This is a genomic window from Deinococcus sp. Arct2-2 (genome assembly GCF_004801315.1).
Classification (GTDB): domain Bacteria; phylum Deinococcota; class Deinococci; order Deinococcales; family Deinococcaceae; genus Deinococcus.
Genome location: NZ_SSNW01000018.1, coordinates 1 through 22,089, shown reverse-complemented (window position 1 = coordinate 22,089; position 22,089 = coordinate 1). Strand labels below are relative to the sequence as shown.

22 protein-coding genes and 3 pseudogenes are annotated in these 22,089 nt (G+C 63.9%); 5 read left to right on the top strand and 20 right to left on the bottom strand.

The features are described from left to right. From E7T06_RS09720 to E7T06_RS09705, 4 genes are all read right to left on the bottom strand, one after another. Positions 1–654, bottom strand: coding sequence for a DUF1349 domain-containing protein (locus E7T06_RS09720; RefSeq protein ID WP_240740946.1), 654 nt, complete (start codon positions 652–654; stop codon positions 1–3). Between the two features lie 228 nt (positions 655–882). Continuing rightward, positions 883–1,704 (bottom strand): ABC transporter permease, encoded by an 822-nt coding sequence (locus E7T06_RS09715; protein WP_136365635.1) that lies wholly within the window; start codon positions 1,702–1,704, stop codon positions 883–885. A 28-nt stretch (positions 1,705–1,732) separates the two neighbouring features. Continuing rightward, complete coding sequence (locus E7T06_RS09710) at positions 1,733–2,653, bottom strand: ABC transporter ATP-binding protein (protein WP_136365634.1); 921 nt, start codon at positions 2,651–2,653, stop codon at positions 1,733–1,735. Between the two features lie 112 nt (positions 2,654–2,765). Further along, positions 2,766–3,020: a hypothetical protein gene (locus E7T06_RS09705; protein ID WP_136365633.1), complete on the bottom strand. Its 255-nt coding sequence runs from the start codon at positions 3,018–3,020 to the stop codon at positions 2,766–2,768. 303 nt (positions 3,021–3,323) lie between these two features. Between E7T06_RS09705 and E7T06_RS09700 the strand changes: the two genes are divergently transcribed. Further along, positions 3,324–4,598 (top strand): FAD-binding protein, encoded by a 1,275-nt coding sequence (locus E7T06_RS09700; RefSeq protein WP_136365632.1) that lies wholly within the window; start codon positions 3,324–3,326, stop codon positions 4,596–4,598. Between the two features lie 713 nt (positions 4,599–5,311). On the opposite strand, the gene E7T06_RS09690 is transcribed toward E7T06_RS09700, so the two are convergent. The 13 genes and pseudogenes from E7T06_RS09690 to E7T06_RS09635 all read right to left on the bottom strand — a co-directional run bounded on the left by E7T06_RS09690 (position 5,312) and on the right by E7T06_RS09635 (position 16,567). After that, positions 5,312–6,436 (bottom strand): FAD-dependent oxidoreductase, encoded by a 1,125-nt coding sequence (locus E7T06_RS09690; protein ID WP_205750873.1) that lies wholly within the window; start codon positions 6,434–6,436, stop codon positions 5,312–5,314. Next, a complete protein-coding gene (locus tag E7T06_RS09685) occupies positions 6,433–7,254 on the bottom strand; it encodes an SDR family NAD(P)-dependent oxidoreductase (protein ID WP_136365631.1) in 822 nt (273 codons plus the stop codon). The genes E7T06_RS09690 and E7T06_RS09685 overlap by 4 nt, the downstream gene beginning before the upstream one ends. Next, entirely contained in the window at positions 7,251–7,391 is a 141-nt protein-coding gene (locus tag E7T06_RS21720; RefSeq protein ID WP_240740951.1) for a hypothetical protein, read from the bottom strand. The genes E7T06_RS09685 and E7T06_RS21720 overlap by 4 nt, the downstream gene beginning before the upstream one ends. 338 nt (positions 7,392–7,729) lie before the next feature. Next, positions 7,730–8,746 (bottom strand): annotated as a pseudogene (locus E7T06_RS09680) (carboxyltransferase domain-containing protein); the annotation flags it as partial. A 30-nt stretch (positions 8,747–8,776) separates the two neighbouring features. Beyond that, positions 8,777–10,258: an aldehyde dehydrogenase gene (locus E7T06_RS09675; protein ID WP_136365630.1), complete on the bottom strand. Its 1,482-nt coding sequence runs from the start codon at positions 10,256–10,258 to the stop codon at positions 8,777–8,779. Continuing rightward, entirely contained in the window at positions 10,255–10,755 is a 501-nt protein-coding gene (locus E7T06_RS09670) for a MaoC family dehydratase (RefSeq protein WP_136365629.1), read from the bottom strand. The genes E7T06_RS09675 and E7T06_RS09670 overlap by 4 nt, the downstream gene beginning before the upstream one ends. After that, positions 10,752–10,913, bottom strand: a complete 162-nt coding sequence (locus E7T06_RS09665; protein ID WP_346763196.1) for an aldolase/citrate lyase family protein — start codon at positions 10,911–10,913, stop codon at positions 10,752–10,754. Before E7T06_RS09665 ends, E7T06_RS09670 begins: the two co-directional genes overlap by 4 nt. Next, complete coding sequence (locus E7T06_RS09660) at positions 10,910–12,049, bottom strand: CaiB/BaiF CoA-transferase family protein (protein ID WP_136365628.1); 1,140 nt, start codon at positions 12,047–12,049, stop codon at positions 10,910–10,912. Before E7T06_RS09660 ends, E7T06_RS09665 begins: the two co-directional genes overlap by 4 nt. Beyond that, positions 12,050–13,213: an acyl-CoA dehydrogenase family protein gene (locus tag E7T06_RS09655; RefSeq protein WP_136365627.1), complete on the bottom strand. Its 1,164-nt coding sequence runs from the start codon at positions 13,211–13,213 to the stop codon at positions 12,050–12,052. Then, the gene (locus E7T06_RS09650; protein ID WP_136365626.1) at positions 13,210–13,989 is read right to left on the bottom strand and encodes a 5-oxoprolinase subunit PxpA; all 780 of its coding nucleotides are present in this window, start codon (positions 13,987–13,989) and stop codon (positions 13,210–13,212) included. Before E7T06_RS09650 ends, E7T06_RS09655 begins: the two co-directional genes overlap by 4 nt. A 7-nt stretch (positions 13,990–13,996) precedes the next feature. Continuing rightward, a complete protein-coding gene (locus tag E7T06_RS09645; RefSeq protein ID WP_136365625.1) occupies positions 13,997–14,590 on the bottom strand; it encodes a thiamine pyrophosphate-dependent enzyme in 594 nt (197 codons plus the stop codon). Next, positions 14,587–15,138 carry a thiamine pyrophosphate-binding protein gene (locus E7T06_RS09640; RefSeq protein ID WP_136365624.1) on the bottom strand — a complete coding sequence of 184 codons (552 nt, stop codon included), beginning with the start codon at positions 15,136–15,138 and terminating at the stop codon, positions 14,587–14,589. Before E7T06_RS09640 ends, E7T06_RS09645 begins: the two co-directional genes overlap by 4 nt. After that, entirely contained in the window at positions 15,131–16,567 is a 1,437-nt protein-coding gene (locus tag E7T06_RS09635; RefSeq protein WP_136365623.1) for an MmgE/PrpD family protein, read from the bottom strand. The genes E7T06_RS09640 and E7T06_RS09635 overlap by 8 nt, the downstream gene beginning before the upstream one ends. 416 nt (positions 16,568–16,983) lie before the next feature. On the opposite strand from E7T06_RS09635, the gene E7T06_RS09630 reads away from it, so the two are divergent. From E7T06_RS09630 to E7T06_RS09620, 3 genes and pseudogenes are all read left to right on the top strand, one after another. Then, positions 16,984–17,343 (top strand): NAD(P)H-dependent oxidoreductase, encoded by a 360-nt coding sequence (locus E7T06_RS09630; RefSeq protein ID WP_240740945.1) that lies wholly within the window; start codon positions 16,984–16,986, stop codon positions 17,341–17,343. Positions 17,344–17,400: 57 nt separating this feature from the next. Beyond that, complete coding sequence (locus E7T06_RS09625; protein ID WP_240740944.1) at positions 17,401–18,810, top strand: IS66 family transposase; 1,410 nt, start codon at positions 17,401–17,403, stop codon at positions 18,808–18,810. 7 nt (positions 18,811–18,817) lie between these two features. Continuing rightward, positions 18,818–19,120, top strand: a pseudogene (locus tag E7T06_RS09620) (NAD(P)H-dependent oxidoreductase); the annotation flags it as partial. Here the strand turns inward: E7T06_RS09620 and E7T06_RS22190 are convergent. Further along, positions 19,068–19,802 (bottom strand): DMT family transporter, encoded by a 735-nt coding sequence (locus E7T06_RS22190; RefSeq protein ID WP_346763195.1) that lies wholly within the window; start codon positions 19,800–19,802, stop codon positions 19,068–19,070. The pseudogene E7T06_RS09620 and the gene E7T06_RS22190 overlap by 53 nt on opposite strands. A 23-nt stretch (positions 19,803–19,825) precedes the next feature. Beyond that, on the bottom strand, positions 19,826–20,299 hold the full coding sequence (locus E7T06_RS22185; RefSeq protein ID WP_346763197.1) for a DMT family transporter: 474 nt from the start codon (positions 20,297–20,299) through the stop codon (positions 19,826–19,828). A gap of 222 nt (positions 20,300–20,521) precedes the next feature. Here E7T06_RS22185 and E7T06_RS09610 point away from each other — a divergent pair, with 222 nt between their 5' ends. Then, positions 20,522–21,265: an AraC family transcriptional regulator gene (locus E7T06_RS09610; RefSeq protein WP_136365621.1), complete on the top strand. Its 744-nt coding sequence runs from the start codon at positions 20,522–20,524 to the stop codon at positions 21,263–21,265. Between the two features lie 123 nt (positions 21,266–21,388). Here E7T06_RS09610 and E7T06_RS21715 read toward each other — a convergent pair. Continuing rightward, positions 21,389–21,616, bottom strand: a pseudogene (locus E7T06_RS21715) (hypothetical protein); the annotation flags it as partial. Positions 21,617–22,089 lie beyond the last annotated feature (473 nt).

The window sequence follows — 22,089 nt, the reverse complement described above, 5'->3', positions numbered from 1 at the left end:
TCAGGGTTGGGTGAGTTCGTGGAGAGAACGGGCATCGGAAGGGGTGAGGGTAAACTGATCGAAGGTCGCCTGAAATCCGGCCCGCTGTGGGCTACAGGCCATCACGCCCACCCGGACTGGCAGAGTCGGCGGAAAATAGGCCAGTCTGAGCAATGTCCAGGCGGTGGGGGCAGGCGCAGATTCCGTGGAGTCTGGACGGGCATGGACGATCACAGCGTCGGCCCGCCGGATCACCCGGAACCAAACGGCGGCGTGGGCCTCGGCAGGCATCACACTCCAGTCTGAAAAATCGCGGGTCAGGACGGCGCTCCATTGCTGCCGCTGCTGCCCGTTCTGCTCCACGTACTCCACGCCTGCTTTGAGCCAGTGGGTATCGTCGGCCCACACCATCAGGCCCGCCTGATCGTACAATTGCAGGTATTCGCCGCGCACGCGCACACAAGCCGTAAATTCTGAGGGCGCTGCTTGCAGCAGGGCATGACCGTTGCTGTGCGTAAACCCGTAATGGGTGGCCTGCCAAAAATCCGTCTGGTCGCCCGTGCGTACCTCTAACGCTCCGTCTGCCGTCACTTGGGCCTGCGGCGGCGCGTGCTGCCAGCTCATGCCTGACCAAGGCGTCTGGAGCACGTCGGTGGCTGGAAGTCCATCTAACATAGGAAAAGTATCCTCCTTTCTTCAGAGCGTTTTTGCCTTTTACGTATTGATCCTGATTGGGCTGAGCAACCCCCAGTTGGCTTCGCAGCCAGCCCTTGTCCTCCCCTTAAGGGGGGTTTTGTTGCCCAGCCTTCAAAGACTTGGCAACCTAGGCAAGGATCAAGAACAGAACACCACTGGAAAAACGAGCCAAAAGGCCATTCAGAACGCTGTTCCCACCGCCCCCGCTTACTGCCCCCGCGCCTCATCTCGCTTCATGGCCCACACGGCCACACTGCCGAAGACCAGCGTAAAGCCCGCCAGCCACAGCCAATGCGTCAGGTCGTGAGACGTGTCATGGGCCACGGCGCTCCAGCCCAACTGCGCGAGGTGATAGCCCGGCAGGTACGGCGCGGCCCGCTGCACCACGTCCGGCAACCCGTCCAGCGGCACGAACAGGCCCGATGCGAACGACACCAGCACGCTCAGCACATTGGCCATCACGCTGGCGGCCGCCGGATTGACCAGAAAGCCGATGCACAGGCCCAAGGCGATCAGCGGAACCATGCCCAGGAGCAGCTTGCCCAGCACCGTGAGGGCCAGACCCAGCGGCAGGGTCACGCCGCCTGCAACGTGCGCGAAGGAGTACAGCAGCGTGAGACTGAGAGCGCTGAACAGCAGCGCAGCCAAAATCTTTGCGGCAAAATACAGCGGCGCAGGCAGCGGCGAGGCCCGCAGCAGCCTCAACCAACCGCCCGTGCGCTCTATGGCCACCGCTGCCCCGAACGAGAACAGGGCGAGGCTCAGGAGCGCGTAGGTACCGAAACTGACCAGCAGATAGTGGCCCACGTTCACGCCGCTATCGGTGGTTTCGCGCACGTTGGGCAGACCGAACAGGGCAAACCACAGGATCGGAAAGCCCAGCGTACCGACGGCAAACATGGGATTGCGGGCCATGCGCCGCAGTTCGGCCAGCACCAGTTGCGCCAGCGCGGGCAGCAGCGGCGCACGGCGGCCAGAGGAAACGGCGAGGCGGGGCAGGGTGGGGGCAGGCGTGCTGGGCGTCGTCATGGGTCCAACCTCCGGGGCAATGAGGGAATCAGGCTTTCAGGGCGTCGGGTGCGGTCAAGCTCAGGAAGGCGTCTTCGAGGCTGGCCCGGCTGACTTCCAGCTCCCGGAAGGTCACCCCTGCGTGGACCAGGGTCACCAACAGGGCTTCGGGTTCGCGGGTCCGCAGGGTGGCGCGGCCCGCTCCGTCCACCTCGGCGCTGTCGACTCCGGGCAGCGCCTGCAACTCGGCCAGCACGAGGTTGGAAGAAAAACGCACCCGCCCCGCCGCCACGCCGGAGCGCAGGCTGGCGGGGGTGCCGTCGGCCAGCAGGGTTCCGGCGTTCATGACCACCACGCGGTCGGCGGTGCGCTCGGCTTCCTCCAGATAGTGGGTGGTCAGCAAGATGGTGCGGCCTTCCCGTTTCAGGCCGTCTACAGCGTGCCAGAAGGCGAGCCGGCTTCCGGCATCCATGCCGGTGGTCGGTTCATCCAGAAACAGCACTTGCGGGTTGCCCACCACTGCCAACGCGAAAGCGAGTCGCCGGGCCTGTCCGCCGCTCAACGCCCCGGCCCGCCGCGTGGCGACGCTGTGCAGGTCGGCCAATTCCAGCGCGGTGTCTACGCTGAGGGGTGCGGGATAGAGGCGGGCAAACAGCGTGACCGCCTCACGCACCGTGAGGGCCTGCGGGATGGCACTTTCCTGCGGCATGGACCCGGTGACGGTGCGTCCGCCCCCCGCTGCCGGGTTGCCGCCCAGCACCCGCACCACGCCCGCCGTGGGCCGCGCCAGCCCCAGCATCAGGCTGATGGCAGTGGTTTTGCCCGCGCCGTTGGGGCCGAGCAGCGCGGTCAGTTCTCCGGCCCGGATGCCCAGGGTCAGGCCGCGCAGGGCCTCCACGGAGCCGAAGCGTTTACTCACGCCCACCAGTTCGACGGCGGGCGGAGGAGCGGCAGAGGCTGAATGGGTCATGCCCCCAGAGTGCGCGGTGTGACGGGCCGCTCCCAGTGCCTTGCGTCAGGGCGGCAACATGACAGGTGTCATATGCGGCGCTGTTGCCTCAGCTCTTATACGCGTCACGGCCTCAATCGCCTGAAACTCCTCGCGAAGGGTTTGAGTGCCCTTCCAGCTCTCCTGCGGGCAGATTGAGGTTGGTTCTTTCATCTTCTGCTCGCCGGTAGAGGCCGCTGAGGTGTTCGCGGTCGCCGGTTTGCCGCTTGAAGAGGACGGCGACGGTTTGGCCCTGTGCAGGCTGCAGTCCTTCGCGTTTCAGGGCGTCAATGGTAGCGAGGTCAGGGGGATGGGTTTGGTGGGAGGTGGGGAGTTTCTCTGTGGGCATGAGGGCGCCCTCCCGCCGGCTGGGGCGCGGGCGGGCACACAGTAGCCCTCCGTTTAGGTCTGCCAATCCTCCACTGGAGAGACAGCGGTCTGGTACTGCTCAAACACCCACTGTTCCGCCGCCCTCCGGGTCATGGTACAACTCTACTTCTAGGACACGTTCCAGGGCCGATGAAATCGACGTTCTTCCCACCTGATGATCAGAGGGGTCAGGTAACACACAGACGGTACGAGCCCGGTGTATACAAAAACGCACATCATGGAGTCAGGCCAGATGAGGACTTGCCAAGGGAGTACGGCGCAGATGACCAAGCAAACCAATTGGGGAGGCAACTACACCTACCGCGCCGCGCGGTGGCACCATCCCCATACCGTTGAGGAGGTTCAAGATGTGGTGCGCCGCTCAGCACAGGTTCGGGTCTTAGGGACACGCCACTCCTTCAACGGAATCGCGGACACACCCGAAGACCTCATCTCCCTCAAACACCTGAACCGCGTCCTCGCGCTTGACGAAGGACAACAGACGGTCACGGTGGAGGGCGGCGTGCGGTACGGGGAACTGTGCCGATATCTCGACGAGCGCGGCTGGGCACTGCACAACCTCGCCTCCCTGCCCCACCTTTCTGTGGCCGGCGCGTGCGCGACCGGCACCCACGGCTCCGGAAACCGCTCGCCAGGCCTGGCCGCCGCTGTGACGGCGATGAGCCTCGTCACAGCGGGTGGGCATGTGACCACCGTTTCGCGAGAGCAGGAGGGAGCGTCCTTTGAGGGCATGGTGGTAGGGCTGGGTGCCCTCGGAGTGGTGACCAGCCTCACATTGAAGGTCGAGCCCAGCTACCTGATGCGGCAGGACGTGTACGAACATCTGCCTCTGACGCAGCTCATCCAGCGTTTTGATCAGATCACCGGAAGCGCCGAGAGCGTGAGTCTCTTCACCGACTGGCGTGAGCCCCACGTTCAACAGGTGTGGCTCAAGCGCCGCGTTTCCCCGCAAGACACGTTCAAGCCTGATGCGGAATGGTTCGGGGCGACGCTGGCACAGCGCCACCTTCACCCGATTCACCATCTCTCGGCGGCGCCCTGCAATCAACAGCTCGGCATCCCAGGGCCCTGGTTTGACCGCCTGCCCCATTTCCGCGCCGCCCATACGCCCAGCAGCGGCCAGGAAGTGCAGAGCGAATACGTCCTGCCCCGTACGCACGCTCCCGCCGCCTTGTACGCCCTATCTGCGCTGGGAAAACGGCTGGCCCCCGTTCTCCTGATCTCGGAGGTACGAACCATCTCTGCCGACGAACTCTGGCTCAGCCCGTGTTACCACCAGGACAGCGTGAGCGTCCACTTCACCTGGCACCCAGATGAGCGGGCCGTGCGGGCCCTGCTGCCTGAGATCGAAAGAGAACTCGCGCCGTTCGGACCACGTCCGCACTGGGGGAAGGTCTTTACCCTGCCGCCTGCCCGGTTGGAGCACCTCTATCCGCGCCTGCCGGACTTCCGGCGACTGGTGACGACGTGGGATCCGGGAGGCAAGTTCCGTAACGACTTTTTGAACGCTTATGTGTTCGGGAACTCTTGCAAATGATGGTGAGGACTGGTTGAGGTTTGCCGACCGCCTGCAAGACGCGGCCATCAGGGCCAAGCAGGCCGGCCTCCGCGTCGCGTATCACAATCACGACCATGAGCTGAGTGACCATGTGAACGGGCAATCAGTGCTGGACGCTCTGCTTGACCGCGCACCAAATGTGCTGGCAGAGATTGACGTGGCCTGGGTGGAGGCAAGGGAGCCAGCAGGCTGGGACGTATCTGAACCGCTACGCGGGTCGAGGGCGCGGGAGTCGAGTGGTTGCTCTTGGAGCAAGACCACTGTACGGGCGAGCCCTTCGGCAGTGCGGTGCAGAGCCTCGCCTGGCTGCGGCAACAGCCGGCGACCCCCTGACAAATGGCGCGTGGAATTCCGCGCACACCAGCATCCTGCTGCCGTTGACCCTGCCGGGTGAGGGCGGAACCTTGACGCCACGCACATGACGGTTGCCGACCGGCTCTTGAGGGTACCCGGATCGCTGTGCAGCGCGTTGGCGTGGATAGCCCGGGTCGGGGTGGAAGATCAGCGTCAGACCGACAACCTGGGGCGACTCATCAGAAGTCAGCTGCGCACCCGTGAGATGGCGCTCAGTGAGGCCGTGCGGTGGAGCGGGGACGCCTTCTGGCTACCTGCAGCTCCTCGGTGTACCATGCTCGCCCACTGGAACGCCAATTCCTCGAAGTGTCAGGTGCCGAACAGGCGAACAGACGTTTTCAGACTTGAATATCGGTCGGGCCCTGCGGCATCCGTTTGAACCGTTCGTACCGGAGCGGCGAGAGATCGATAAACGGCGTCTCGCCCACAGCTTCCTGCGCGATCACGCGGGCGATAGCGGCCGCGTGCATCACCCCGTGTCCAGAGAAACCGCAGGCATTCAGCCACCCGTCTCCTCCCGGCATCCGGCCCACGATGGCCTGATGATCAGGGGTCACCTCGTAATACCCCCACCAGCTGGCACGCCGGTCCAGTGAAGCAGTTCCCAGCCAAGGAAAGCGCTTCATGGCTGCTTCCAACGTGGGCTCCAACCACTCCCATTCCATGCCTTCTCGCCAGCCCACGTCCGCTGGATCCGCACGGCCCAGGATAATCCGTTCCCCCTCAGAGCGCAGCCACACACCGCTCTCTAGGTCAAAAATCATCGGCAGTACTCGTGGCAACTTGATCGGCCCCGTGGTGAACACCATCCGCCGGGCCGGCTGAACCGGAATTTGTAGACCGGCCAACGCGCCCACCTCCCCCGCCCAAGCCCCACTCGCATTGACCAGCAGCGAAGCTTCCACCATTCCCGCTGACGTCGTCAACCGCCAGATCTCACCGAACCGCTGGATGCCAGTTACCCTGGTGTCCAACAAGAAGCGTGTGCCAAGCTCCCGGGCGCGGCTCACGTACGCCATCGTCAACCCGTGGGCGTCCACATGGCCATCTGTGCCGCAATACGTGCACCCTCCCAACCCATCCGGCAGGAATTCGGCATGCACCTGGGCTGCTGTTGGCGTCAGGCGCTCGGTCGGCACGCCCAACCTCTGCTGAAGCTCCACCCCCAGTTGAGAGCTGGGCCACTGCGCCTCAGGCACCAGCAGCAGGTAGCCGCCTGGGTGGTACCCCGCCTCTGGCATGCTGGCATACTCCTCAATGCTGTGCTTCGACAAGAGGATGTTGGTCTCCGACGTGAACTGGGCGCGCACACCCGCGGCGCTCTTGCCGGTTGATCCGCCCGCCGGACTGCCCTGCTCCAGCACCACGACCTTCAGCCCCCGCTCAGCCAGACGCCACGCGCAGGCCGCCCCAACGATGCCTGCCCCGATCACCGCCACGTCCCAGCCCATGCCGGTCATCATGGGAGGTCAGCCTCGACCACAGGAAAGCCCTCCACAGGAAAGGTATCGACGTTCGCGGAGCGCTGCTGCACCAGTACGCCGCCGTCCACCGAAACGAACTGACCGGTCACATACGCCGCGTCATCCGACGCCAGAAACAGCGCGGCCCCCGTCATGTCCTCTGCCACGCCGTAACGCCCCAGTGGCACGGTTTTCTCACGCACCCGGAGTTGCTCCTCCGTCAGGCCGTAGGTATTGATAAATCCCGGCACCACTCCGTTGACCCGGATGCCGTAAGGCGCCAAGTCCAGGGCCATGGCGCGTGTCATGGCTTCAATCCCGCCCTTCGTGGCGTCGTAGGCAACGTTCCCACGGTGGGCGCGGGTCGCGCCGCCAGACGAGGTGCTGATGATGACGCCCCTGCGGCGCCGCGCCATCATCTGGGCGGCCCGGTGCGAACACAGGAACACGCTTTTCAGGTTCACCTGGATGATTTGGTCCCACCAGCCCTCGTCAGCCTCTAGAAAATGCCGCGTGGTGTCGATCAGGCCGGCGTTGTTGTACAGCACGTCCACGTAACCGAAAGCCGCTTCGACGCGTGTGAACATGGCGTCCACCTGCACTGCGTCTGAGACATCAGCGGGCACGGCCAAGGCGCGGCCACCCGCCGCCGTGATGCTGTCGACAACGGTTTGCACCGCGTCTCGACTCAGGTCATTCACGGCCACCTGGGCGCCTTGACGGGCAAACCGCTCGGCCACAGCGCGGCCAATTCCGCCTGCAGCGCCCGTCACCAGTACCACACGGTTGTCAAAACGGTTAGAAACAGGGTTCGTCATAGGGAGCTCCTTAAACCTGATGCAGGCATGAACCAGCGGCGCGGCCAACTCTCAGGCGGGCCAGACAGATGGGGTCGAAAACGAACCAGTTGATTGGGCCGCAACTGGGCAGCCCGGGGCAGGTCTTCTGGGTGAATGACGGCAGGCTCGTGATACCCACCGATGCGGCCTCGAGCGTTCGGATGCGCTGCCCAGCAGGTGTGACCTGCACAGCGCCGTGCAGCGTGGCTTCACCGATCACCTGTCCTCCCGGCACATCTGGCTCCTCGAGCCGGATGCCCATTCGGTCTCCTTCCCGGACGCGGATTGGGGGGGGCGCTGGGCAGCGCCCCCAAGCGCCTGGTAGGTCGCCTGCGGGCCTGGCAGGAGGCTCAAGGTCAGCTCGGCGGGGATCCGGGGCGGCCCTCCCGGTGGGCGCCGCCGCGAGGACTGGTTGACGGTCTAGGCCGAGCACGTCACCAACCATCAGGGGAGGGCCGACACTGCTGCTCCCCAGGAACGGCCGCGTTTCCAGGCCGCCCGCCACCGCCAGATACGAGCGGGCGCCTTCTCCAGTCGGTGTGAACCCCAGTGTTTTGCCTGCACGCAACACGAAAGGCGACTGGGCGGGTACAGCTCGGCCAGCGACCTGCCTGGTCATGCCGTGGCCCACGGCCACCAGCACAACCTCGTGTAAGGCGGTCAGTGGTGGCCCGAGGAGCGTGAGTTCGAGCAGGAGGGTGATTGGCGGGTTGCCCACGATGTGGTCGGCCAAGGCCGGGGCGCACTCATCCAGTGGGCCGCTGCGCGCCATGCCGTGATGGGCCTGAACAAAGCGGCCGAGCAAGTCAAGCCGTCCAGGTTTCTCGGCCCGCAGGGCGGGATGGGCAGGAACGCCAGGCCACAAAGGACAAACCGCAAGAGGGTCAGGCGTATCCTCCTGAGCTTCAACGAACCGAACTGTGTCCCCGGGCGAGAGAGGGAAGGGGGCGTCCCGGCCCGGGGCGTAGATCGTGGTGAGGGCGGTCCCCGGCGAGGGCAGCACGTACACGCAGCTCTGCGCATTGGCGATTGCGACCGCGTTGAACGGCACCTGGAGACGTGGCGTGTCCCGCCTGGGAAGGCGCAGGGCCTCCACCTCCCCCAGAAAGGGAAAGCCTGGCAGAAACCCCACGGCGTACACATAGTAGTCCGGCTGCGTATGCAGGCGAATCCCCTCACGCTCACCCATCCCCGTTCGGGCAGCGACGTCCACGAGAGTCTCACCGTCGTACCTGACAGGGAGCGTCACTGGGAGGCGTGCCTGGTGCTGGGCGTCCAGAGCGGCTGGCAGGTGCGTCCTCACCCACTCGCAGACCGTGATCCAGGCAGTCTGAACCGCCTCATATTCCACGTACGGATTGACGTACCCTGCGTAGAGGTCTGTCACACCAAGGATCAGGTTGTCCCGCAGCGCCCGGTGGAGGGCGTGCAGGCGGTCAGTGTCACTGCGGTTCAGTTCAGCACCGAACACGATGGAGAAGCCTTCGAGACGCTGCACGGGTCAGCCGATCGTGAATGGATCGCGGGTGGCGCCGCTCAGTTCTACCCAGACGGTCTTGGTGTCCAGGTAGTCGTGGACTGCCTCCAGAGAATTTTCCCGGCCGATGCCGCTGTGTTTGAACCCCCCGAACGGTGCGTTGTAACTCACCGCGCGGTAGGCGTTGACCCAGACGGTGCCCGCCTTGATTGCGTGTGCCGCACGGTGGGCGCGCTGAACATCCCGGGTCCAGACACCCGCGGCCAGGGCGTAGCGGGAGTCATTTGCCAGTTGCACCGCTTCGGCCTCATCTCTGAAGGCCAGCACGGACAGCACGGGGCCGAAGATTTCGTCAGCGGCCAGGCTCATGCGGCTGTGAACACCCGTAAAGACTGTGGGCTCCACGAAGAAACCGGCATCCAGGTCACCGCCCGAGGCGCGCCGTCCACCCGTCACCAATGTGGCGCCTTCCTGCTCTCCAGCCTCACAGCGGCGCAAGATGTTGTCCAGATGCGCTCGGAAAGCGACTGGGCCCATCTCGGTCTCCGGATCAAGCGGATCCCCGAGCTTGATGGTTTGCGCCCGCTGCACCACACGCGACACCAGCTCATCGTGGATGGAGTCATGCACCAGCAACCGAGACCCGGCGATGCAGGTCTGACCGCCCGCCGCAAAGATTCCAGCGATCACGCCGTTGGCCGCAGCGTCCACGTCAGCGTCCTCGAAGACGATGTTGGGGCTTTTTCCCCCCAATTCAAGACTCACCTTGGCGAGGTGACCCATCGCCGCCTGCCCGACCTTGATGCCGACGTCGGTGCTGCCCGTAAAGGCCACCTTGTCTACACCCGGGTGGGCCACCAGAGCCGCGCCCACAGCCGCGCCGCCTGTGACCACATTGAACACGCCCGGCGGGAACCCGGCCTCCTCCACCCGCCGGGCAAATTCCAGCGCCGACACCGGCGTCTGGTCAGCAGGCTTGACCACCACCGTGCAGCCTGCAGCCAGGAGCGGAGCCAACTTCCAGGTGAGCAGCAGCAGTGGAGAGTTCCAAGGTATGATCGCGGCCACCACGCCGACCGGCTCGCGGCGGGTGTAGATGAAATAGTTTGGTTTGTCGCTGGGGATGGTCTCACCATGCAATTTGTCGGCCGCTCCCGCGTAGTACTCGTACCACTCGGGCAGCATCCGGCATTGACCCAGCATTTCCCGCAGCAGCTTGCCGTTATCGCGCGTCTCGATCTCTCCCAGCAGGTCGGCGTCACGTTCCAGGATCTGGGCGAGCCTGTGAATCAATTTCGACCGTTGCCGCCCGGTCAGGCGCCCCCAGGGGCCGTCGTCCAGTGCGGCGCGGGCCGCGCGGACGGCGGCATTCACATCTTCCGGCCCGGCCTCCGGTACGCGCGCCCAGACCTTCCCGGTATAGGGATTGACGGTGTCGACCAGCGCACCGGACTGAGCGGGCACGAACTGGCCGCCAATGTAGAGCGGGTACTCGGGCAGGGTCATGGGGTTTCCTTCATGCTGGGCCTCGAGGTCACGCTCGGCACGTGCGCGCGCCGATACACCAAAACAGTGCGTTTGAATTCCAAGACGACCGTGCCGTGCTGGTTGTAACCAGAGGTCTTGAATGTCAGCACCCCTTGGTGGGGCCGCGAGCGGGACTCGCGTAGGGACAGCACTTCGCTGCGGGCATACACCGTATCCCCCTCAAACAGCGGGTGTGGGAGGCGCACTTCATCCCAGCCGAGGTTCACGGCGTTCTGCGACATGTCTGATACCGACAGACCCGTGACGAGCGCGATGGTGAACGCACTGTTCACCAAGGGCCGCCCAAATTCTGTGTGCGCGGCGTAATGCGCGTCAAAGTGGATGGGGTTGGTGTTATTTGTCAGGAGGGTGAACCAGATGTTGTCGTTCTGAGTCACGGTTCGGCCGAGGGGATGCTCAATGACCTGGCCGGATTTGAAGTCCTCGAAGCAGCGGCCGCCGGTGGAGCTGGTCACAGGGTTCTCCTTTCCTGAGCGTATTTCTCCTCCAGCGGCACAGCATCCTCAAGGTCCAGCACCACCGCGTCTGCTGGGCCCGTCCTGGCCTTCTCAATCATGTGCCAGCGGTGGGCAGGGACGTACAACTGGCCGCGTTCCAGCCGCGCGGGAATCATGGCGCGCCCTGCAGTTCTGCCAGCACCTCGGCAGTGTGCTCCCCCAGGGCAGGGACACGGCCCATGCGTGGGGGCGCACTTCCAAGGTTGTGAGGTGGGAGCAGGGCCGGGATGGTGCCCGCTGGCGTCTGCACCTGCGTCCAGCGCTGACGGTCCTGCAACTGCGGGTGATCTACCACCTCCTGCACGCTGTTGACCCGGGCGCTGGCAATGCCAGCCCGTTCCAGACGAGCACTCACCTCCTCCCGGCTCAAGGCCGCGAAGGCCGCTTCGATGGTGTCTTCCAGTGGGGCGCGGTGCGCGAGTCGCTGGGCATTGGTCGCGAACTGTTCATCGTTGGTCAGGTCAGGGCGCCCGAGTACGTCGGTGCAGAAGTTCATCCATTCACGCTCGTTCTGGACGGCAAACATGACCTGGCCGTCTGCACAGCGGTAAGCGCCGTAAGGCACGATCATGTTGTGCCGCAACCCCGCGCGGCCTGGCGCACGCCCCTGACCGATCAGGCTGTACATGGGGGGCATCATCCATTCGGTCAGGGCCTCAAACATGGAAATTTCAATGCGCTCTCCCTGCCCAGTGCGCCCACGCGCCAGCAGGGCCGCGAGAATGCTGGAATGGGCGTACAGCCCACTGGCGATGTCCGCCACGGAGATACCAACTTTGGCGGCGGCCTCAGCGCTGCCGGTCAGGGCGATCACCCCCGCTTCAGCCTGGATCAGCATGTCGTAGGCCTTTTTGTGCGCGTATGAACCGGACAGGCCGTAGCCAGAGATGGACACCCAGATCAGGCGCGGAAAGCGCTCGCGAACCGTGTCCCACCCGAAGCCCAGGCGCTCGACCGCCCCGGGCAGGAGATTGTGCACAAACACGTCTGCGCCGGCGAGCAAGTTCTCTAGGGCCGCCGCTCCATCCGGGCTCTTCACATCCAGCACCACGCTGCGCTTGCCACGGTTGAGCCAAGCAAAGTACGCCGAGACCCCGCCGAGTGCGCCGTCATACCCGCGCGCGAGGTCTCCTTCGCCGGGGCGCTCGACCTTGATGACATCCGCCCCCAGATCCGCCAGCTGGCGCGAGCAGAACGGCCCAGCGACCGCTTGCTCCAGTGCGACCACCCGCAGACCTTCTAGGGGCAGCATCTAGTACGACCTCGGCATGCCCAGCACCTTCTCGCCGACAAACGACAAGATCAAATTGGTGCTGATGGGCGCCACCTGATAGAGCCGCGTTTCGCGGAACTTGCGTTCGATGTCGTACTCAGCGGCAAAGCCGAAGCCTCCGTGCGTCTGGAGGCAGGCGTTCGCCGCCTCCCAGGACGCGTCTGCAGCCAGCAGCTTGGCCATGTTGGCTTCGGCACCGCAGGGGCGCCCCGCATCAAAGAGAGCCGCCGCCTCATACCGCATCAGGTCAGCTGCACGTACGTTCACGTAGGCGCGGGCAATCGGGAACTGGACTCCCTGGTTTTGCCCGATCGGCCGGTCGAACACCACTCGCTCGCTGGCGTAGCGGCTGGACCGCTCGGTAAACCAGTACCCGTCCCCCACACACTCCGCCGCAATCAGGATCCGCTCGGCGTTCATGCCGTCAAGCACGTACCGGAAGCCCTGTCCTTCCAACCCGACCAAGCTGCTGGCGGGAATGTCCAGATCATCGAAGAACACTTCATTGGTCTCGTGTCCTACCATGTTCTGGATGGGCCGCACGGTCATGCGGCTGCGGTCAATGGTCCTGAGGTCGATCAAGAAGGTGGACAGGCCTTCTGTCTTCTTGCGGACGTTCGCCAGGGGCGTGGTTCGGGCCAGCAGCAGCAGCAGATCGGAATGCTGAAGGCGGGAGGTCCACACCTTTTGCCCATTAATCACATAGGTGTCACCCCGGCGCACTGCGGTGGTTTTGAGCCGGGTGGTGTCGGAACCTGTGGTGGGCTCAGTCACCCCGAAGGACTGGAGGCGCAGTTCTCCGCTGGCAATGCGGGGCAGGTACTGCGCTTTCTGCTCGTCTGACCCGTGGCGCAGCAGGGTGCCCATGATGTACATCTGGGCGTGGCAAGCACCGGAATTCGCGCCAGATCGGTTGATTTCCTCAAGGATGACGCTGGCTTCGGTCAGGCCCAGGCCTGCGCCGCCGTAGTCCTCGGGAATCAGGGCCGCGAGCCAGCCGGCCTGGGTCAGGGCACCGACGAACGCTTCAGGGTAGCCGGCGCGTTCAGCGTCCAGCCAATACTGGGTGTCAAAGCGGGCGCAGAGATCACGAACCGGTTCGCGGAGTTCAGGATAGGTCATGGGCGAGCGGGTCAGGGTCATGCAGGTACCTCAGGGCGGCGCAGGGTGGGAACGGCAACAGCCCGGATTTCGATTCCTTCCGCCTCCAAGGCAGCGCGGATGGCGCAGGCGATCTCCACGGCGTTCGGGGTGTCACCGTGAACGCAAAAGGTGTCTGCTTTGAATTCGGAGAAGCCGCCGTCCAGGGTCTGAATCTGCCCTTCCTTCACCATCGTAACGGCGCGGCAGGCCGCCTCGTGCGGGTTGTGGATGCTGGAACCCGGCAGGCTCCGCGGGGCCAAGTGCCCGTCATGCAGGTACGCCCGCTCCGGGAAGAGTTCCAACACGACGGGGAGGCTCAACTTCCGCGCTTCGGTCTCCAGCAAGGTGGTGGGCAGCACCAAGAGGGGAAGAGTGGGATGCACGCCGTAGACGGCCTGAGCAATGGCTTGGGCGGTTGGGGCATGCGTCCAAGCGCAGATGGAGAGGGCGCCGTGCGCCTTCACCTGCCGGAGGGGCACGCCCACCGAGGCCGCCAGGGCACACACGTGGTACAGCACGTCTGCGTACACCTCCTCGGAGCTCGCCTCCGGAATGCGCGGCCTGAACCCTACCCGGTCGGGGAAGCTGGGGAGAGCCCCGACCCCCATATTGAACTGCCGGGCCAGCTTAAGGGTGGCGTGCATGGTGACGGGATCCCCCGCATGAAAGCCGCAGGCGAGCTTTGTGGAAGACAGAAAGGGAAAAAGCGCCTCGTCGTGTTCGAGCGTCCACGCTCCAAAGCTTTCGCCCACGTCGGCATTCAGGTCGACGAACATCTTCCCCTCACTCGTAGATCGCCGTTGGACCCAGCAGCGCGGCCCGCATGCGGTTTTTCAAGTAGGTGCCGTCCCGGGGCGGGAGGGTCATAGGATCCGCCGTGAGGGCCACTTTCACCACAGCCAGCAGGGGGCTCTCACCCGCGTGCAGGCCGGCCCGCAAGGCAGGAATGCCGCTCTCCTCCCGGACGGTGATGGTTCGCTCAAACCCGCAGGCGCGGGCCACAGCGGCGAGGTCGACTCCGGCCGCAGTGTGGGTAGGCTGCGCTCCCGTCTCTCCGTAGCGTTCGTTGTCCAGCACGACCACGCTCAGGTTTGGGGGCCGGGTGACGGCGATGGTCGACAGTGCGCCGAGGCCCATCAGCAGTTCACCGTCTCCTGTGAACACCACCACTGACCGGTCTGGTTGGGCGAGGGCCAGGCCCAGGCCGAACATGGCGGCGCCGCCCATCGCGCCCCACAGCGGGAAGTCGTGCGGGCTGTCAGACAGTGAGGCAAGGTCCCAAGCAGTGGCCCCCAAGCCGGTGACGGCCAGCAGACTTCCGCGCTCTTCGAGCAGCTGCGCCATGACCACCCGGCGTTCCAGTTGGGGCGCGTTCATTTGCTCCCCCCGAACTTTTTGGCCCCCAACAGCTTTTGCGAGAGCAGCACCGCGACCGGACTATAGGTGCTGTACGCCAGCCGCAGGGCCGCGTCCACCTCCCCAGGCAGGAGCTCCGGATCATCCACTCTCTGAACCAGAACGCCCATGGCCCGGAGTACCTCCGGAGTGGCCTGCCCCATGGGGACTTGCCAGGGGTTGAACTCCCCCCACTCGCCGCGCATGGTGACCAAGATCACGAGGGGCATCTGGCAGGTCTTGAGGAGCGAGAGCATGTTGATGCAGTTGCCAACACCGCTCGACTGCATGAGCAGCACGGACCGCACGCCGCCTACCCAGGCGCCGGCTGCCAAGGCAACGCCTTCTTGCTCGGTGGTCAGGGTCACAGCGCGCATGTCCGGGTCGGCCTGACAGTGCTCGATCAGGCCGCGGTGCCCTCCATCCGGCACGAACGGCACCAGCCGGACGTTTTGCGCTTTGAGGACGTCATAGACCGCCAGGGACCAAGTTCCAGCCGGGTTCTGAAAAGTTGAGACAGGTTCACTCATGTCGCGCTCCTTGGCAAAGGGTGTTGAGTTCCGCGCCGGCCACCGCCAGGTCGGGAACCGCTTCAATGTGGCGAACCAGTGCCAGCGCCCGTTCGCTCACGGCCTGACTGAAGCGGGGCTCAACGAGCGCGCAGAATTTGGCTTCGAGCTCGGCTGTACTGACTGGGTTCTCCTGATTTCCCCGGGGGAAGTCCCCCCCAGCCCGCAGCACCTGACCGTCAATCAATTCCACTTCCAGACGGGCAGGCCATGCCGCCGGATACCTGGCGGTTAGCTCCGCAGAGACGGCGGGTTGAACCCGCGGCAGCAAGCGGGCCAACAGCTCCTGCCTCACTCCAGAAGGGCCGAAACGGTCCTCACTGAACTGGGTCAGGCCGACCGCGCCTTCCAGCAAGGCCGCACTAACCACGTAGGACAGGCTGAATTTGGCCTGGTACGGCGTGTGGGGATTTCGCTCACTCACGATGTCCCAGCCCGGGCCGTACGTGGCGACGCGCACCTCACGAACTTGGTTCAGTACCCAGTCGGCCGTCCACCCGTGGGCCTGGCGCAGCGCGAGCGCCGCGTCGATGGCCGTGTGGGTGTGGCCGCAGCACGAGTACAGTTTGTAGCCGTTCTCGCTGACCTTCCACAACACACCCAGGTCAGTGGTTACCCGTTCGGCGTCATGGACGGCGCTGGTCGCTGCAAAAAACCCGCGTGGCCCCTCCAAGATGGTCGGTGCGCCTGTGAAGCCGCGCCGGGCCAGATCTGCGGCCATCACGCCGTTCATGGCGGCCTTGCCAGGATGCAGGGTTTTGCTCATGGCGCCGCTCGCATTGAATTCCCAGAGGCCAGCCGCCTGGGTGCCGGCGGTACCCAGCGCGTCAAGCATCTGACGCTGGCTCAGGCCCATCAGGGCACCGGCCGCAACCGCCGCGCCAAAGGTAGCGACCGTGCCGGTGGGGTGCCAGTAGCGGTAATGGCTGGGGTTGACGGCTTCCCCGATGCGCAGCGCAGCCTCGTAACCCAGCACGACGGCCCGCAGAAAAGCGGCGCCGCTTTGATGTTCACGTTCGGCCACGGCTAGGGCGGCCGGGATGATGGGCGCAGCGGCATGAATGGTGGAGCCCTTGTGAATGTCGTCGAGTTCAAGGATGTGCGTCGCGACGCCGTTGGCCAGAGCCGCCCCCGCGGCACTGGCCCTCCCGGCACTGAAGACGCTGGCGTCGTCAGCCTGCCCGAGACCGCGCACCAAGTCCTGAACCATGCGGGCAGGGGGTTCCAGCGAACCGGCGAGCAGAGAACCGAGCCCGTCGAGAACGCTCCGGCGGGCATCCTCAAGAACGGTATCCGGGATGAAGGGGGGATTCGCCATGAATGCAGCGAGGACGGCACTGGTTCCAGCGTGGGGCACGCGGTTCTCCTTGAACGTTGAAGTGCTGTTCATTGTCCTTCAGTTCCGGCCAAGTGTCTTGAGCGTTTTACCCGGGTGTCCTGCGGAAAACGGCACAGGAGGTGGAGAGGCGATGGTGCCATAAACTCGAATTCTGTGCGTTCGGCGGTTATCCGGGGCTCGGCATCAGCTGCGCGACTCCGGAGCTGTGTTCCGACCAACACAAGGAGCTGTGACGCGACAGGATGGGCCCGGCGCGGCTGTTTGGTCTGCCAGGCACGAGGGAGGTTCCTATGCTAATTTCCACAGCCTAAAGCCCTGATCTATTCAAGACATCAGCCGCGCTGGGCGAGATACTGTTCTCACCTCTGGGCTGAGTTGGCTGCCTTTGCCTCGGCAGAGTGTCCGCCCGGGACTGTCCGCAGCCCCGCATCCAGATCATTGACCTTTGATTCTCAGGAGAGACGTCTATGCCACATGCACTGATTGTTCATGCCCATCCAGAACCCAAATCTTTCTGCTCTGCTCAGATGTGGGAGGCTGCCAGGACTCTTGAAGCTCAGGGCTATACGGTCGAGATCAGTGACCTCTACCCGGTGGGTTGGAACCCCGAACTTGGCCGGAACGATTTTGAGCATGAGCTGGTCGGACACTTCAAACCGCAGATTGAACAAGTCGAAGCCGTCAAGCACAGCACCTTTACCCTAGACCTCACAGCAGAGATCGAGAAGGTGCGGCGGGCAGATCTGCTGGTCTTCTCCTTTCCGATGTGGTGGTTCTCCCTGCCCGCCCTTCTCAAAGGCTGGGTAGACCGCGTCGTCTGTGATTAGCGCCTCCCAGAGTGCCTGGCTGGAAGCTGGGCACTCTTTGCCGTTACCATGCTGTCCATGGGTTCCAAGGTGACTGAGAAAGATCTCTTCGAGATCATTCGTCGCCAGTCCGAACAGAACGACCAGTTGACCGCGCAGAATAAAGTGCTCCAGGCTGAAATTGCCCGCTTGAAGAAGCGTATCGAAGAGTTGGAACGACGGGCCCGCAAGTACGCCGCGCCCTTCAGCCGGGACAAGTACACCGCCGCTCCCAAATCACCGGGACGGCGTCCTGGTGAAGGCACCTTCGCGCACAAGTCCCCACCCCTGCCGCACCAGGTCACCGAGACCGTGCAGGTCGACTCGCCCAACAGCTGTCTTCGTTGCGGATTCACGGGATCGCTGATCCTCACCCGTCACGACAAAGCCTGGGTCACGGAACTCGCCCCTCAGAACGCCATGCAGGTCACCGAGTACCACGTGCCCGTCATGGAGTGCCCTCAGTGTCACCACGCGGTGCGTGGTGATCATCCCGCCCTGAAAGCCGATCAAGTAGGTGCCACTGCCCATCGACTTGGGCCGGTCCTGCACGCCACCCTTCAGACCTTGCATCACGAGCTTGGCTTGCCGGTTCGCCGAATCGGTCGGGTCATGACTCTCCTCAGCGGCGTGCAGGTCACGCAAGGTGCGATCACGCAAGCCGCACAGCGGCTCGCCGCCGACGGCCGTCCCCTGGCCGCGCACGTTGAGGCTCTCCAAGCACACGTGCAACAGGCTGCCTTCGTCCATCACGACGACACCGGCTGGCGGATCGGCACCCAGAAGGCCTGGGTGGGCGCGTTCCGCAGCGCGGACACCGTGGTCTTCCGCGCGAATCTGCGGCACACGAACGTGGAAGTCAGAGAAGGGCTGGGACAGAACTTCGCGGGCGTGCTGGTCAGCGACCGCTTCTCCTCGTACGACAGCCGTTTCCTGCAGGACGTCCGGCAGCAGAAGTGCCTGGCGCACCTGATCCGCAACGCGGATGAGGTCGCCGCCGAGGAACAGCGGCGTCCCGGGCGTGGAGAGCTGTACGGACAGCGGGTCGCACAGGTCTTTCGGGACGGCGTCCGACTGCACCGGGACGTGACGACGGGTGCGTACACGCGGGAGGAGTACACGCAGCAGGGTGAGGAACTCACCCTGCGCTTGGACGCCCTGCTGAATCGAGCGCCTCTGAAGTCGAAAGCGAACGAGCGACTCCGACTGGGCATCCTGAAGCAAGACGTGCTGGATCGGTTGTGGCGGTTTCTGAAGGACCCGGATATTCCACCGACGAACAACGCGGCGGAACGGAGCCTGCGGACTGTGGTTATAGCCAGGAAAGTCTCGCAGTGCAGCAAGAATGCAGTGGGCGCGCAGACGTACATGCGGATCAAGTCCACCGTGGAGACCGCGCGGTTGCGCGGTCAGGACCCTGTCACAGTTCTGACCAGTCTCACCCGATAACGCTTGGGTGTCCGGCTTCCAGCCGGGTACCCCTGGGGTCGCTAATCACAGACGCGTGGCCTATGGGGGAAGTGTCGGCCGCTTTGAAACAGGGGGGTTCCAGGGCCGACGGGCGATGCTGCTCTTCACCACCGGCAGCACCGAGGACATGTTCGGTTCTGGCGCGCGGGACGGCGAGATGGACGTCATCTTGTTTCACATTCAGCACGGCATGTTCTATTTTGTCGGCTACAACGTTCTCGCGCCCGTCGTGAGCTTCAGCCCGGTGCGGAAAACCCCCGAAGAGCGGGCGCAGCAGTTGGTACAGGTTCGCGAGGCCTTCTCCAGCCTGGACACCCGGCCGGTGCTGTCGTGGAACACTGGAGCAACCGCCAATGACTGACCAAGCTGCACTCATGTCCCTGATCCTTAGCCCTTATTGATGGCTGCTGACAGCAGATCTTTGCTCGCGTTGACCCTCTACATGCCAGACAAGCACTCTTCAGAGCAGCTTTAGCCTCTGTTAGACGCACTGGTGCAGCGCTTTTCTCCCAAGTTGAACCTACTGCCCAAGCTGCTGTGGGTGCACGCTGCCCATCTTGCTTACCTTCACGGGGGCCTGCATGGCACAGGGGATCCCCCCTCACCTCGTGGGCGCGGTCATCGCCCATTCCCGACCTGACGAACCCGTACACCATGCCAGAGCGAAGGCCCTTCACACGCGTGCTGCCTCCACGGGTGAAGCTGAGACAGGCTTTGGCGTCCACTGTGTGGAGGCGGCGCCCGCCAGAATCAGGGCTCCCCCCACCCTCCACCCTCTGGGTGAAGTGCAGCTGCTCGCCTAAAAACAGCAGCGCACACAAGGTGGCCCAAAGGGGACCAGTCGTGGCAAGCAGGCTGACGCGCGCTGGGCCGATCCGCCCCACGGCTTCAGACAGAGCAGGCAGGGACACCAGCGTTGGGATCAGCAGCACGGCGAGAAGAATTCCCCATTGCGCGGGACTGTTCGGCACCGCTAACTGTGCAGTTACCCCACCTAGCAGCGCAAAAGTGGCGGCGCACACAAAAGAGGTGCGCCGCCACGGTAAGGGGGGAGGCCGTGCGGGCCAGTCGGCCGCTGGCGAACAGCTATCCGCCGTACAGGCCTCCACTGATCCGGCCCCGCAGCAGACCGGTAAGATCGCGGTCGGCAGCGCTCGGCAACCCCACGACCGGTCAGGGTGCACAGCAGTGCCCCCGTTTGCCAGCGTAAAGGGCGGACGCGGGCCAGAAGGCCGTAGAGGAGGACACAGGCTGGAGCAATGTAGACCAGTAGTGCAGCGGTACTGGCGGAAATCCGGGCGAGCGCCATGAAGTACGGCACCGTAGAGGCTGTATAGATGGCGCTGAGCGGGAACAGTTCGGCCCGCATGCGCAGGGGAAGGCGCCCGAAACCGAGAGCAAAGGGCAGGAGGGCTGCGAGACCACGGCGCCAACTTAGCAGGGTAGGTGTGGTCAGCCGGAGGGTCATAGCCAACTTGCCCCAGAGTCCTAGTGTGCCGGAAGAGCAGGGCTAGTCCAACGCCCTTTCCGTCGCCGTGCGCGGTCTGGGTGGTCTGAGCCGGGAGTGGAGGAACCTTCAACATGCTTCTGGCGTAGACAGAGCACGGCCAACTGTCTTGATCGATGTTGCGAGTTTTCCCGCGGAGGCCGGCATTTTCTCAGGAAAAGATCGGTATGACAGACTAAGCCCATGGACGATCCCCGGGCTTGGCTGCGCCCCGCACCAGATGGAAGCTGGCCTATAGAGGCCCTGCTGGACGGCGTACCCGATCTGATCTTTTTTGTGAAGGATCTTCAGGGCCGTTATGTCAGTGTGAATGACACCCTACGGCGGCGCACTGGAGTCCTGCATAAGCGCGATGTGCTGGGCCGCACCGCTGCCGAGGTCTTTATGGGCGACCCTGGACAGCGTTTCAATGAGCAGGACGTGCGGACACTGCAGGAGGGTCAGGAGCTGCGGGACGTGCTGGAAATGTATTTCGGCCCGCGGGGTGAACCTATCTGGTGCCTGACACATAAGGTTCCTGTGCGAAACGCGGCGGGTGAGGTGGTGGGGTTAGCGGGAGTCTCGCGGGACGTCCCCGTTCCTCTGGAGAGACATGCGGACTTTGCACGGATCGCAGAGGCCCTCAGCTATATGCAGGCGCATTGCGATCAGCCCCTGCGGATCCCGGTTCTGGCTGCCCATATTGGCTTGTCGGAAGACAACTTTGAGCGGTTGCTACGGCGGGTGTGCCAGGTGACGCCGCAGCAGTTCTTGATCAAGGCGCGGCTCAATGCTGCTGTAGAACTGCTTCGCAAGCCCATACTGTCTATCTCTGAAATTGCCCACGCCTGCGGCTACGCTGATCACAGCGCCTTTACCCGCAAGTTCCGTACGGTCACCGGTATTACCCCACAGGCGTACCGTGACCGAGTTTTGATCAGAAAATGAAGACTCGCAGATTAAGCTTGCCCACTAAATCTGATCTCCAACCGCATGGCTGGCCGCAGTAACGCCGCCTTGGAGGAACGGTCAGGCGAAGGGAAACTTCAACCAGATCACGCTGGTGAAGCGTCAGATGGGTTGTGTTGCCCTCATTGGCCCCAGTGCAGATGGAGGCAGGGGTGGCCTGAACCTCAGGCCACCCCTGCAGCGCCCGCCGCCCAGGTCTGGAACGCTTGTGGCGGAAATGCTGGTTCGGATGTGATGGTAGAGATTCTCGATTCGGGCGTGCAGGTTGAGAAATTCCTGTGTACGTTTCCGGCGCTTAAATCCTTGTTGACGTCGTGTTGAACGGTGGGAAGAGCCGCAAAAGCGAGGGATCCCCAGCCACAAGATCTGCCCGCGGGAGCGCTTCACCGCCCGCTCGGAGTGGCGATAAGCCAACTTCAACTCGTCGGACGTCTGCTGTGGAAACAGCGAGGCGGGTGTCCTCGTTGAAACTCAGTTTCATCTTGTATGAGAGCAATCCTGGGAAAGGAGATCTGCTTGAACGCACCACGCGTGTATTCACGAAAAAGCTCCGCGTGTGGCGAGACTGCCCGCCAACTTCACTCTGTTGGCTTGAATTGTTTGGGATGCGGGAAGTCTAGCGGCGGAACGTCAGGGGAATGTCCCGACATTAGCCTAAATGCAGCCAGCGATAACCGCCCTGATAGCGTGCAGAATGAACGAAAAATCGCTGACACAGCTGGGTCAGGAGCTGGCTGAACTGGTGAGGTGATCTTGCTAGGGTTCTGTGGAGGAGGAGTTCAGTCTGACCGACAATGGAGACT